Origin of the sequence: Terrabacter aeriphilus (genome assembly GCF_039542985.1) — a bacterium.
In the GTDB taxonomy this organism is placed as follows: Bacteria; Actinomycetota; Actinomycetes; order Actinomycetales; family Dermatophilaceae; genus Terrabacter; species Terrabacter aeriphilus.
The window spans coordinates 113,135-125,706 of the sequence record NZ_BAABIW010000001.1 but is presented as its reverse complement, the minus strand read 5'-3'; the positions used below and the strand labels follow the sequence as shown (position 1 = coordinate 125,706).

Annotated in this window: 10 protein-coding genes; 2 read left to right on the top strand and 8 right to left on the bottom strand. The window is 72.0% G+C overall.

Annotation, left to right across the window (positions count from 1 at the left end):
* Nucleotides 1-14: 14 nt before the first annotated feature.
* On the top strand, nucleotides 15-824 hold the full coding sequence (locus tag ABD979_RS00560) for a class I SAM-dependent methyltransferase (RefSeq protein WP_345505466.1): 810 nt from the start codon (nucleotides 15-17) through the stop codon (nucleotides 822-824).
* Between the two features lie 81 nt (nucleotides 825-905).
* Here ABD979_RS00560 and ABD979_RS00555 read toward each other — a convergent pair whose 3' ends face one another.
* The 3 genes from ABD979_RS00555 to polA form a co-directional block, all read right to left on the bottom strand.
* Complete coding sequence (locus ABD979_RS00555) at nucleotides 906-4,115, bottom strand: hypothetical protein (protein ID WP_345505465.1); 3,210 nt, start codon at nucleotides 4,113-4,115, stop codon at nucleotides 906-908.
* Entirely contained in the window at nucleotides 4,112-4,702 is a 591-nt protein-coding gene (locus ABD979_RS00550; protein WP_345505464.1) for a hypothetical protein, read from the bottom strand. The genes ABD979_RS00555 and ABD979_RS00550 overlap by 4 nt, the downstream gene beginning before the upstream one ends.
* A gap of 181 nt (nucleotides 4,703-4,883) precedes the next feature.
* Nucleotides 4,884-7,559, bottom strand: coding sequence for a DNA polymerase I (gene polA / locus ABD979_RS00545; protein ID WP_345505463.1), 2,676 nt, complete (start codon nucleotides 7,557-7,559; stop codon nucleotides 4,884-4,886).
* A gap of 158 nt (nucleotides 7,560-7,717) precedes the next feature.
* On the opposite strand from polA, the gene ABD979_RS00540 reads away from it, so the two are divergent.
* Nucleotides 7,718-8,110: a PaaI family thioesterase gene (locus ABD979_RS00540; RefSeq protein WP_345505567.1), complete on the top strand. Its 393-nt coding sequence runs from the start codon at nucleotides 7,718-7,720 to the stop codon at nucleotides 8,108-8,110.
* Between the two features lie 17 nt (nucleotides 8,111-8,127).
* Here ABD979_RS00540 and ABD979_RS00535 read toward each other — a convergent pair whose 3' ends face one another.
* From ABD979_RS00535 to ABD979_RS00515, 5 genes are all read right to left on the bottom strand, one after another.
* Nucleotides 8,128-8,715, bottom strand: a complete 588-nt coding sequence (locus tag ABD979_RS00535) for a GNAT family N-acetyltransferase (protein ID WP_345505462.1) — start codon at nucleotides 8,713-8,715, stop codon at nucleotides 8,128-8,130.
* Nucleotides 8,716-8,865: 150 nt separating this feature from the next.
* Nucleotides 8,866-9,585, bottom strand: a complete 720-nt coding sequence (locus ABD979_RS00530; RefSeq protein ID WP_345505566.1) for an ABC transporter ATP-binding protein — start codon at nucleotides 9,583-9,585, stop codon at nucleotides 8,866-8,868.
* Nucleotides 9,575-10,480, bottom strand: a complete 906-nt coding sequence (locus ABD979_RS00525; RefSeq protein ID WP_425583875.1) for an ABC transporter ATP-binding protein — start codon at nucleotides 10,478-10,480, stop codon at nucleotides 9,575-9,577. Before ABD979_RS00525 ends, ABD979_RS00530 begins: the two co-directional genes overlap by 11 nt.
* On the bottom strand, nucleotides 10,473-11,579 hold the full coding sequence (locus ABD979_RS00520) for a branched-chain amino acid ABC transporter permease (RefSeq protein WP_345505461.1): 1,107 nt from the start codon (nucleotides 11,577-11,579) through the stop codon (nucleotides 10,473-10,475). Before ABD979_RS00520 ends, ABD979_RS00525 begins: the two co-directional genes overlap by 8 nt.
* Nucleotides 11,576-12,565, bottom strand: a complete 990-nt coding sequence (locus ABD979_RS00515) for a branched-chain amino acid ABC transporter permease (protein WP_345505460.1) — start codon at nucleotides 12,563-12,565, stop codon at nucleotides 11,576-11,578. Before ABD979_RS00515 ends, ABD979_RS00520 begins: the two co-directional genes overlap by 4 nt.
* Nucleotides 12,566-12,572: the final 7 nt, after the last annotated feature.

Sequence of the window (12,572 nt, the reverse complement as noted above, 5' to 3'; positions counted from 1 at the left end):
AGTGGACGTATGCCGTGAGCACCCCGACCGAGGCCACGCGCCGCGCCGCCCAGCCGGCCGAGACCGCCACGGCGAACCGCACGTGGTGGGACGGCGAGGCCGGCTCCTACTACGTCGAGCACGGCTCGTTCCTCGGCGACACCGACTTCGTCTGGGGCCCGGAACGGCTCCGCGAGTCGCAGGCCCGGCTGCTCGGCGACCCCCGCGGTCAGCGGGTGCTCGAGATCGGCGCCGGCTCGGGCCAGTGCTCGCGCTGGCTCGCGGCACACGGCGCCACGGTGGTGGCCTCCGACCTCTCGGCCGGCATGGTGGCCACCGGGGTCGCCGTCAACGCCGCCGTCGAGCCCGCCGCCCGGGTGCCGTTCCTCCAGTGCGACGGGCGGTCGCTCCCCTTCGCCGACGCGTGCTTCGACACGGTGTTCACGGCATACGGCGTCGTGCCCTTCGTGGCGGACTCGGACGTCGTGCTCCGTGAGGCCGCCCGGGTGCTGCGCCCCGGCGGGCGCTTCGTCTTCTCGACCACGCACCCGATCCGCTGGGCCTTCGCCGACGACCCGGGGCCCGAGGGTCTCGAGGTGCGCAACTCCTACTTCGACCGCACGCCCTACGTCGAGCAGGACGAGCAGGGCCGCGCCACCTACGTCGAGCACCACCGCACGCTCGGTGACCGGGTGCGCGAGATCGCGGCGGCGGGGCTCGTCCTGCTCGACCTCGTCGAGCCGGCGTGGCCGGCGGGCCACGACGAGCCGTGGGGCGGCTGGTCGCCCCTGCGCGGGCGGCTCATCCCCGGCACGGCGATCTTCGTCTGCCACAAGCCCGCCTAGGAGCACGCCCACCCGCCGACGCGACGGTGGCCACGGACCGAGGGTCCGTGGCCACCGTCATGCCCGCTGTCGCAGGTCGGCTCAGAGGAGGCGACGTCGCAGCAGGACGGCACCGCCCGCGAGCGCGAAGACGCCCGCAGCCCCGGCGGCGCGGCCGAGGTTGGCCGAGCCCTCGCCGTCGACGCCGGCGAGCTCGAGGGAGTATGCCGTCGCACCGACGGCACCCTCGGGCGCGCCGTACGCCATGCCCTCGGCCTTGGCGCGCTGGGCGCCGACCTCGAGCAGGGCGTACTTGGCGCCGTAGTCGGACGCCGTCTCCTTGCCCGCCGCGACGAGCTTCTTCGTGCCCTCGTCGGAGAGCTGCTGCGCCCCGTCACGCAGCTTCGGCGCACCCGCGGCCGCGTCGGTCAGGCCAGCGGAGATCTGGCCCGCACCGGATGCCGCGTCGACGAGCCCGTCGGCGAGGCGGCCGGCGCCGTCGGCGAGCCGGCCCGCACCGGCGTCGAGCTTGCCCGCGCCGTCGGCCAGCGTGCCGAGGCCGGTGTCGAGCCGGCCCGCCCCGTCGGCGAGGTCGCCCGCACCGCCGGCGAGCTGCTGCGTGCCGTCACGCAGACGCGACGTGCCGTCCGCGAGCTGCCCCGTGCCGCCGGCGAGGTCCTCGGCGCCGCCGGCCACCTGCGAGGTGCCACCCGCGAGCTCCTTCGCCCCGCCGGCCACCTGCGAGGTGCCACCCGCGAGCTCCTTCGCGCCGCCGGCCACCTGCGAGGTGCCACCCGCGAGCTCCTTCGCGCCGCCGGCCACCTGCGAGGTGCCACCCGCGAGCTCCTTCGCCCCGGCCGCCACCTGCGAGGTGCCGCCGTGGACCTGGTCGGCACCGTCGGTCAGCAGGTCGAGGGCATCGAGCAGGTCGAGCCCGCCGAGGCCGAGCAGGTCGACCCCGTCCTGCAGGCCGTTGACCCCGCCCCGCAGGGTGGCGTCCTTCGGGCTGTCGTCGGTGCCGCCGATGCCACCCTGGACCTTGGTCACGACGCCGTCGACGAGCGCGCCGACGCCGGCGTCGACGAGGTCGACGCCCTCGAGCAGGCCGGGCACCTCGGGGTCGCAGAGCGAGAGGCTCGTGTTGCTGAGGCCGCACTCGACCTTGGCGAGGCCGAAGGCGGCGTCACCGAGCTTGCCCTTGAGCTGCCCGAGACCACCCGAGACCTGGCCGAGGCCGCCGGACACCTGCCCGAGACCGTCGGACACCTGCCCGAGACCACCCGAGACGCGACCGAGGCCGCCGGACACCTGCCCGAGACCGTCCGACACGCGACCGAGGCCGTCATCGGCGGCACCCGTCCGGGTGCGGAGGTCGTCGATGCCGCCGGCGACCTGGGCGAGGATGCCCTTGCAGACCACGCCGCAGTCGGTGCCGCGGGCCGCGGCGACCCCGCCCGCGAGCTGGTCGATGCCACCGCCCGTGGCGAGCGCGTCCTGCAGCCCCGCGCGGACCTGGTCGACGCCGTCCTTGGACTGGTCGACCCCGCCCTTGGACTGGTCGACCCCGCCCTTGGACCGGTCGACCCCGCCCTTGGACCGGTCGACCCCGCCCTTGGACCGGTCGACCCCGCCCTTGAGCTGGTCGAGGCTGCCACCGTCCTTCGTGGCGTCGGCGAGGCCGGCGCGCACCTGGTCGACCCCGTCGATGAGGGTGCCGTCCTGGCCCTTGCCACCGAGACCGGCGCGGAGCTTGGCGATTCCGGCGTGCAGCGGCTTGGCCTGCTCCGGCAGACCCCCGACGCCCGCGTAGAGCCGCGTGAGACCGTCGTCGACCCGGTCGAGGCCGTCGGCCACCTGGGCGAGGCCGTCGAGCAGCTCGGGCGCGTTGTCGCCGACGAGGTGCAGGCCGCCGGCCACCTGGGCGGCACCCGCGTCCACCTGCGAGGCGCCACCACTCAGCTTCTGCGCACCCGCATCGACCTGCGAGGCGCCACCACTCAGCTTCTGCGCACCCGCATCGACCTGCGAGGCGCCACCACTCAGCTTCTGCGCACCCGCATCGACCTGCGAGGCGCCACCACTCAGCTTCTGCGCACCCGCGTCCACCTGCGAGGCGCCGCCACTCAGCTTCTGCGCGCCGGCGTCGAGGCGACCCACGCCGGTGTCGAGCTGCTCGGCGCCGGCGTCCACCTGTCCGGCACCGTCGGCCAGCTTGCCGGCACCCGCCGCGAGCTGGCCGGAGCCGGTGCGGGCGTCGCGCGCACCGGCGCTCAGCTTGGCCGTGCCGTCGCTCAGCGCACCGGCGCCCGTCGCGAGCTCGCGCGAGCCGGGGAGCGCCTGGGCCCCGAGGCCGGCGTTGAGCTTCTTGGCGCCGTCGCGCAGCTGGATCAGGCCGGCGAGCAGGTCGCCCGCACCGTCGCGCAGCTTGAGCAGGTTGGCGTCGATCTGGGTCGCGCCCGCCGTCAGCGTCGCGCCCGTGGTCGCCCCGCTCTTGTAGCTCGCGGCGCCGCCCTTGAACGACGGGCTGTCGAGCGGGCTGACCGGGAGCGCGGAGACGGAGGCCTTGGGAAGCGTGCCGTCGACGATGTCGGCCGCGTAGCCGAACGTGGCGGTCGGGGTGCCGATCGGCCCGAAGAGGGTCATCGTGAAGGTCAGCTTGGTGCCGCCGCGGCCGTCACCGGCGATGGCGGCCTCCCCCGAGCTGACGTTCGTGAACGTGCCGGGCAGCGTGGTCGTGAGCGAGCCGACCATGGGGATGACGACGTTCTCGGTGGCCGTGGTGCTCGCGCCGGTGCCGTCGTCGAAGCTGATCTCCTTCGCGGCGCCCGTCACGTTCTTGACGGTGTAGCGCGTCTCCAGCCGCCCGCTGCGCCCGAGCAGGTCGCCCGGCTCGACGGGCCGGCCGTCGAGGGTGTAGCTGGCCGACACCTCGAGGGGCAGCCGCTTCGTGTAGTCGCTCACGGTGCGCAGCCGCTGCTCGCCGTCGACGTCGAAACGGCCGGTCATGACGCCGTTCTCGACCTCGAGGCCGCTGAAGCCGTCGAGGTTGCGGAAGCCCTGCTGCTCGACGGGGTTCGCGAGCTGCACGGTGCCCTTGCCCTGCATGGCGACCTGCTCGTAGACGCGGGCCACGTCGAGGTGCCCGGTCGCGTCGAGGTAGGCCTGCACCGTCTCGGTGTTCGACACCTGCACCGAGCCGTCGCCGGTCCCGGCGACGACGCCGGCAGCAGCGGCGGGCGAGGCCGCGAGGAGCAGGAGGGTGGGCATGGTCGCCAGGCCGGCGACGGCGGTGGCCAGGGTACGGCGGCTCACTGAGCTGCTCCCGTCGTGAGGTCGTCGAGGGTGAGGTCGGGGTCTGCCGGCGCCGGGGACGCGGCGCGGTGCCGGGGTCCAGCGGTGTCGGCCCCGGTCGCGGCGCCCTGCGGCGCGAGCAGGGTGGTGGCGAGGAAGCCGAGACCGACGGCGAGCAGCACCGTCGTCGCCGCGGCGGGCGACTCGCTGAGGAACTGCGACGGCGCGTTCGTGTAGACCGACTCGTAGGCGCCGACGATCGACGCCGCGCCGACGAGGCCGCTCCAGAGCGGCAGCCGCCCGTCGCTCACGGTGGCGACGACGGCCACGAGGGCCACGACGACGAACGCCGCGACGGCGCGACCGGCCGAGGAGTCGGGCAGCACGGCCGCGCGGAGGGCGAAGCCGACCCAGGCGAGCACGAAGCCGACGAAGAAGCCCGCCAGCTTGCCCCAGGCGGGGCGGTGCGGCACGAGGCCGAGCACTCCGCCGAGCGCGGCGCCGAGGAGGGCGACGTGCTCGAGGTCCAGTCCGAGGGTGTTGCTGAGCCCGATGATGACCGCCGCGAAGACGGCGAGACACAGACCTGTGACCAGGCTTCTGACCATGTCCACCTCACAGTAAAAGCACCCGTCTCCGTTGACGGGTGCGTGTTACCGGTGAGTATGCCGAGATTGCGGTCGCAGCGGGCCGACTATGACGAAAGACACGCCGCACCCCGGCCGCGCCGCACGATCTGCGGCGCGGGCGGGCGCGGGTGGGCGCGGGTGGGCGCGGCTCAGCTGCGGCTCAGTGCGCGGCGTCGTGCCAGGAGCGGCCGACGCCGACGTTGACGTCGAGCGGCACGTCCATGGGCGCCGCCTGGCCCATCTGCTCGCGGACGATCCGCTCGAGGTCGTCGCGCTCCCCCGCGGCCACCTCGAGGACGAGCTCGTCGTGCACCTGCAGCAGGATGCGCGACCGCAGGCCGGCCTCGGTGAGGGCCCGGTCGACGCCGAGCATGGCGACCTTCATGATGTCGGCGGCCGAGCCCTGGATCGGGGCGTTGAGCGCCATCCGCTCGGCGGCCTCACGGCGCTGGCGGTTGTCGGACGTGAGGTCGGGCAGGTAGCGCCGGCGGCCGAGCATGGTGGCCGTGTAGCCGGTGCCGCGGGCCTCGGCGACGACGTCGCGCAGGTAGGCGCTGACGCCGCCGAACCGCTCGAAGTAGCCCTCCATGAGGCCGCGCGCCTCCTCGGTGCTGATCGTCAGCTGCTTGGAGAGGCCGTAGGCGGACAGGCCGTAGGCGAGGCCGTACGACATCGCCTTGACCTTCGAGCGCATCGCCGCCGTCACGTCGTCGGGCTCGACGCCGAAGACGCGCGAGCCGACGAACTTGTGCAGGTCCTCACCGGTGCGGAACGCCTCGATGAGCCCGGCGTCGCCCGACAGGTGCGCCATGACGCGCATCTCGATCTGGGAGTAGTCGGCCGACATGAGCGCCTCGAACCCCTCACCGACGACGAACAGCTCACGGATGCGCCGGCCCTCCTCGGTGCGGATCGGGACGTTCTGCAGGTTCGGCTCGGTCGAGGACAGCCGGCCCGTGGCCGCGATCGTCTGCAGGTAGGTCGTGTGGATGCGACCGTCGTCGGAGACGGACTTCTGCAGTCCCTCGACGGTGACCCGCAGGCGGGCCGCGTCGCGGTGGCGTAGCAGCGCCTCGAGGAACGGGTGCTCGGTCTTGGTGAAGAGGTCGGCGAGGGCGTCGGCGTCGGTGGTGTAGCCGGTCTTCGTCTTCTTCGTCTTCGGCATGTTGAGCTCGCCGAAGAGCACCTCCTGCAGCTGCTTCGGGGAGCCGAGGTTGATCCGGTTGCCGCCGATGGCGTCCCAGGCGTCCTCCTGGGCCTGGGCCACCTTCGTGGCGAAGTCGCTCTCGAGGGTGTCGAGGCCCGGCACGTCGACGGCGATGCCGGTGCGCTCCATGCGCGCGAGCACGCCGATGAGCGGCAGCTCCATGTCGGCGAGCAGCTCGGTGCCACCGGTCGCGGCCAGCTGCTCGTCGAGCGCGGCGGCGAGGTCGCGCACGGCCGTCGCCCGCACCATCTCCTGGCCGGCCGCGGCGTCGTCGGCGTCGCCGCCGAAGTCGAGCATGCCCTGGCCGTCGGTGGGCGCGGCCCCGCTCAGCTCACGCTTGAGGTGGCGCAGCACGAGGTCGTCGAGGTGGTAGGTGCGCTGGTCGGGCTTGACGAGGTATGCCGCCAGCTGGGTGTCGCTGCTCAGCCCGGCCACCGTGAAGCCGCGGGCCGTCAGGGCCTCGATCGGCCCCTTGGCGTCGTGCATGGCCTTGGGGCGCTCGGGGTCCTCGAGCCACGACGCGATCGACGTCTCGGCCTCGGGGGGCAGGGTCGTCAGATCGAGGTAGGCCGCCGTGCCGTCGGGGGCGGCGATGGCGAGGCCGGTGGCGTCGCCCGTGCCCCGCGCCCACGTCCCGGCGACCGACAGGCCGGCGCGCTCACCCGCGGGCAGGTGGGCGGCCACCCAGTCGGCGACGTCCTCGGGCACGAGCGTCGCGCCCTCGACCTCGAAGCCCTCCTCGGCCTCCGGCTCGGCGGCCTCGACGGAGGCGAAGAGCCGGTCGCGCAGCACCCGGAACTCGAGGCGGTCGAACACCTCGTGCACCTCCTCGCGCGCCCACTGTTGGCGCACGAGGTCGTCGATGGCCACGCCGACGGGCGCGTCGCGCACGAGCTGGTTGAGCCGCCGGTTGCGCAGCACCTGGTCGAGGTGCTCGCGCAGCGACTCGCCGGCCTTGCCCTTGATCTGGTCGACGCCCGCGACGATGCCGGAGAGGTCGCCGAACTGGGTGATCCACTTCGCGGCCGTCTTGGGACCGACGCCGGGCACGCCCGGCAGGTTGTCGGAGGTCTCGCCGACCATGGCCGCGAGGTCGCTGTAGCGCTCGGGCGGGACGCCGTACTTCTCCTGCACCTCGCTCGGGCCCATGCGCCACACCTCGGACACCCCGCGGACGGGGTAGAGGATCCGGACCGTGTCGGTGACGAGCTGGAAGGTGTCGCGGTCGCCCGAGCAGATGAGCACGTCGACACCCTGCTCCCCCGCCGCCGTCGCGATCGTCGCGATGATGTCGTCGGCCTCGTAGCCCTCGAGCTCGACGTGGGTGATCCGGAGCGCGTCGAGGACCTCCCGGATGAGCGGCAGCTGGCCCGAGAACTCGTCGGGCGTGCGCGCCCGGCCCGCCTTGTACTCGGCGTACTCCTCGGTGCGGAAGGTCTGGCGCGACTTGTCGAAGGCCACGACGACGTGGGTCGGCTCCTCGTCGCGCAGCATGTTGATCAGCATCGAGGTGAAGCCGTAGACGGCGTTGGTGTGCTGGCCCGTGCTCGTCGAGAAGTTCTCGGCCGGCAGGGCGAAGAAGGCCCGGTAGGCCAGCGAGTGTCCGTCGAGGAGGAGAAGTCGGCTCACGGGAGCCACCCTAGTGGCGGCCACCCACAGCCCACGAAGCCGCGGGTCACGCGGGTCACGCGGCGTCCCGAGCCCACCGCCCGCATACGATCGCGGGCATGACCGACGCGCAGCCCGCCACGCCCGACTCCCCCACCAGCCCGCGCCGCCCCGAGCCGATGGGGTTCTCCACCGAGGGCACCCTCATCGAGCGCATGCAGATCGAGGTCGTCGAGGCGACCCGCGAGCGCCTCGTCGCGACGATGCCCGTCGAGGGCAACACCCAGCCGTACGGCCTGCTCCACGGCGGCGCCAGCGTCGTGCTCGCCGAGACGCTCGGCTCGATCGGCGCGCAGCTGCACGCCGGGCCCGGCCGGGTGGCCGTCGGCCTCGACATCAACGCGACCCACCACCGCGCGGCGCGCACCGGCCTCGTCACCGGCACCGCCACCGTGCTGAGCGCCGGCCGCACCCTCGTCAGCTACGACGTCGTCATCACCGACGAGGACGGTCGCCGGGTCTGCACGTCGCGGATCACCTGCCTGCTGCGCGACGCCGCCCCGGGGGCCTGAACGTCGCGCGGGCGTCGTCAGCCGGCTATCTTGGGGCCCGACGTGCGCCGCGGGGCGCGGGCGCGCAGGTCGCGACGGCGCTGGAGCAGGTCGAGCGAGACCCGCTGCGGCTTGGCCTCACCGGCCAGCTTGCGCAGCAGCGCGGGCGCCGAGGCCACGCGCCGCACCGTCTCCGGCGCGAAGCCGAGGCGGGCGAAGAAGCGGTTGGCGTCGCGGTCCCCGGCCGGCACGGCGCTCGCGAGGTGCTCGCACCCCTGGCGGTCGGCATACCGGCCGGCGGAGGTGAGCAGCGCGCGGCCGACGCCCTGGCGACGGAGGTCCGGGTGGACGTAGAGCATGTCGATCGACACGCACGGGGTGTCGACGAGGAGGCTGCGCGTCGAGTCCGAGAGGACGACGTAGCCGGCCGGCGTCGTGTCGACAAACGCCAGGAAGGCGCAGATGTCCATGCGCTGCAAGGCATTTCGCAGCGTTCCGTCGAGCGCCAGGCGCTGCGCCGCCTCGGGCGTCGTGCCGCCCTCGATGCGGTGCGTGATCCACAGCTCGATGAACTGGGCGTGCAGGTCGTCGTCCACCCGCTGCACCGACACCGTCGATCGCGCCATCATCTCTCCCGTTCCGGCTCTGAGGTCACCCGCCAGACACTACGACCACACGGGCGCCCACGGAAGAGGATGTAAAGATTTGGTCACGACGAACGGGGTGCCACGACCGTGTCGTGGCACCCCGTTCACCGATGTGCCGGCGTCGTCCGCCTAGACGTCCCCACCGAGGTAGGCCGCCTTGACGGCCGGGTCGGCCGCCAGGTCCTTGCCCGCGCCCTCACGGACGATCTCGCCCGTCTCGAGGATGTAGGCGCGGTGCGAGCGCTTGAGCGCCTGCGCCGCGTTCTGCTCCACGAGCAGCACCGTGGTGCCCTGGCTGTTGATCTCCGTGACGATGTCGAAGATCTGCTGGATGAGCTTCGGCGCGAGCCCCATCGACGGCTCGTCGAGCAGGAGCAGCTTCGGCTTGGCCATGAGCGCACGGCCCATCGCCAGCATCTGCTGCTCGCCGCCCGACATCGAGCCCGCCGCCTGGCTGACGCGCTCCTTGAGCCGGGGGAAGAGCTCGAAGACCCGGTCCAGGTCGTCCTTGATCACCTTGGACTTGCGGTCCGGACGGGCGTACGTGCCCATCTCGAGGTTCTCCATCACCGTCATGCCGACGAAGCAGCCGCGCCCCTCGGGCGACTGCGAGATGCCGAGGACGGGCCGCTCGTGCGACGGCATGTGGGTGATGTCCTTGCCGTCGAAGACGACCGAGCCGGCGCGCACCGGGCGCAGCCCCGAGATCGTCTTCATCGTCGTCGTCTTGCCCGCACCGTTGGCGCCGATGAGGGTGACGATCTCACCCTCCTCGACCGTGAAGCTGATGTCGCGGATGGCCTCGATGCGCCCGTAGTTGACGCACAGGCCGTTGACCTCAAGAAGCATCTTCCTCATCAACTCCCAGGTAGGCGGCGATGACCGCCGGGTTGTCGCGGATCTCCGCCGGCGAGCCCTCGGCGATCTTGCGGCCGAACTCGAGCACCACGATCCGGTCGGTCACGCCCATGACGAGCTTCATGTCGTGCTCGATGAGCAGCACGGTGTAGCCCTGGTCGCGGATGGTGCGGATCAGCTCCATCAGCCTCGCCTTCTCGGCCGGGTTGAACCCGGCCGCCGGCTCGTCGAGGCAGAGCAGCTGCGGGCTCGTGGCGAGGGCCCGGGCGATCTCGAGACGGCGCTGGTCGCCGTACGGGAGGTTGCGCGCGAGCTCGTCCGCCTTGCCGTCGAGGCCCATGAAGGTGAGCAGCTCCATGGCGCGGGCATAGCCCTGCGCCTCCTCGGTGCGGTGCTTCGGCAGGCGGAACATCGCGGAGATGACCCCGGTCGAGTGGTGCGCGTCGACGCCGACGAGCACGTTCTCGAGCGCGGTCATGTTGGCGAAGAGCCGGATGTTCTGGAAGGTCCGGGCGATCCCGAGCTTGGTGATCTGGAACTTCTTGCGCTTGCCGAGCGGCTTGCCGAGGTAGCGCACCGCACCCGAGGTGGGCTGGTAGACGCCGGTCATGACGTTGAAGCACGTCGTCTTGCCGGCGCCGTTCGGGCCGATGAGCCCGAGGATCTCGCCCTTGTTGATGTGGAAGCTGACCTCGTTGAGGGCGACGACACCGCCGAAGCGCAGCGTCACCTGGTCGACCTCGAGCAGCTTCTCCCCCTCCGACACGGCCGGCACGCCGATGTCCTCCGGGGCGATGTCGACGTCTGGGTTGATCTCGGTCACCTCGTCGGCCGGGTTGGCGAGCTGGTGCTCACCGGCGGTCTCGGGCTGGTTCTGCTCAGGCACTGGCTTCTCCTTCCTCGAGGACGGCCTGTCTGTCGTCGGCCCGCTTCGCCCGGACGGTACGCCGTGGCGGCAGCAGGCCCTGGGGGCGGAAGATCGCGAGCAGCATCAGCGCGAGGCCGAAGACGAGCACGCGGAAGTCCGCGAAGTCGCGGAACCGCTCCGGGAAGTAGCTGACCACGATGGCACCGACGATGACGCCCCAGCGGTTGCCGGCGCCACCGACGACGACGGCCGCGAGGAAGAGGATCGACAGGAGCAGCTGGAAGCTGTCCGGCGAGATGAAGCCGGCCTTGGTCGCGAAGAGCGCTCCGGACAGGCCGCCGATGGCCGCGCCGAGGGCGAAGGCGAGCAGCTTGAACCGGAAGGTCGGCACGCCCATCAGCTCGGCGGCGTCCTCGTCCTCGCGGGTGGCCTCCCAGGCACGCCCGACGCGGCTGCTCTTGACGAGGATGTCGAAGAGCAGGACGAGGGCGATGATGGCGAGGGCGAGCCAGTAGTACGGCACGAAGTCGTTGATGCCGAACTTCAGGAAGGTCGACGTCGTGTCGAGGTCGACGACCGGCGCCCCGCTGCTCCAGTCGAGGCTCGGCACCTCGAAGAGCTCGACCCCCGGCGGCTTCGGGATGTCGGAGATGCCCTGGGCACCGCCGAGCCACTGCGAGTTGACGAGCGTCAGGCGCACGATCTCGCCGAAGCCGAGCGTCACGATGGCGAGGTAGTCGCCGCGCACGCGCAGGGTCGGGGCACCGAGGATGATGCCCGAGACCATCGCGACGACGATCGCGATGGGGACGACGACGACCCAGGACAGGCTGCCGTGCTCGGCCGTCAGGACGCCGACCGTGTAGGCGCCGACGGCGTAGAAGCCGACGTAGCCGAGGTCCAGCAGGCCCGCGTAGCCGACGACGATGTTGAGCCCGAGTGCCACGAGGACGTAGGTGGCGACCGTGAAGAGCACCCCACCGAAGTCGGAGCCCTCCGTCGTGACGAACGGGATGTTGAGCAGCGGAAGCAGGAAGAGGAAGACGGCGAAGACGACCCAGAGCAGGATCTTGACGACGCGGGGCAGGCCGTCGACGCGCTCCTTGAAGCCACTCATGCGCGTGCCTTTCCGAGGGACTCACCGAGCAGGCCGGTGGGCCGGAAGAGAAGGATGAGGACGAGCAGGACGAAGGCCACGACGTCCTTCCACTGCGATCCGACGATGGCCGAGCCGTAGTTCTCGGCCAGCCCGAGGACGAAACCGCCGAGCAGCGCGCCGCGCAGGTTGCCGATGCCACCGAGGACGGCGGCCGTGAACGCCTTGACGCCGAGGATGAAGCCGGCGTCGTAGCGCGTGATGCCGATCTTCAGCATGTAGAAGACCGCCGCCGCACCGGCCATGACACCGCCCACGAGGAAGGTCACCTGGATGACGCGGTCGCGGTTGACGCCCATCAGGGCCGCGGACTCGGGGTCCATGGCGACGGCACGGATGCCGCGGCCGAGGCGGGAGCGCTTCACGAACTGGTCGAGGATGACCATGATGGCGATGGCGCCGACGATGACGAAGATGTCGACGTTCGTCACGTTGTAGCCGCCGACGCTGAAGATCGGCTGTGGCGCGATGATCGTCGGCATGCCGGCGTTGTTGCGCGAGTTGCGCACGTAGTCACGCAGGTTGTCGTCGAGCCCCACCCAGCCGGCGATGCGGCTGCGCAGGCCCATCAGCTCGGAGAGCACGAACGAGGCACCGATGGCCGAGATCAGGGCGATGAGCGGTGGCGCGTTGCGCTTGCGGAGCGGACGGTAGGCGACCCGTTCGAGCAGGACGGCGATGAGGCCGGACATCGCCATGGCCGCGACGAACATCATTGCGACCCAGAAGATGACCTGGCCCACGCCGGCGCCGGACGCGCCGCCGAGGAACATCACGACCCAGAGGGCCGCGAACGTGCCGAACATGAACACCTCGGAGTGCGCGAAGTTGATGAGCCGCAGCACGCCGTAGACGAGGGTGTAGCCGAGCGCCACGAGCGCGTAGACCGCACCGATCGTGAGGCCCGTGATGGTGTAGGCGAAGAAGTTGTCGATCAGGTTCTGCATCCAAGAC

What these genes read in the sequence shown, in the direction of transcription:
- ABD979_RS00535 (WP_345505462.1), bottom strand. Translation starts at nt 8,715, where the DNA reads ATGGCGCGATCGACGGTGTCGGTGCAGCGGGTGGACGACGACCTGCAC.
- ABD979_RS00550 (WP_345505464.1), bottom strand. Translation starts at nt 4,702, where the DNA reads ATGGTCAGAAGCCTGGTCACAGGTCTGTGTCTCGCCGTCTTCGCGGCG.
- ABD979_RS00520 (WP_345505461.1), bottom strand. Translation starts at nt 11,579, where the DNA reads ATGAGTGGCTTCAAGGAGCGCGTCGACGGCCTGCCCCGCGTCGTCAAG.
- ABD979_RS00530 (WP_345505566.1), bottom strand. Translation starts at nt 9,585, where the DNA reads ATGCTTCTTGAGGTCAACGGCCTGTGCGTCAACTACGGGCGCATCGAG.
- ABD979_RS00515 (WP_345505460.1), bottom strand. Translation starts at nt 12,565, where the DNA reads ATGCAGAACCTGATCGACAACTTCTTCGCCTACACCATCACGGGCCTC.
- ABD979_RS00540 (WP_345505567.1), top strand. Translation starts at nt 7,718, where the DNA reads ATGGGGTTCTCCACCGAGGGCACCCTCATCGAGCGCATGCAGATCGAG.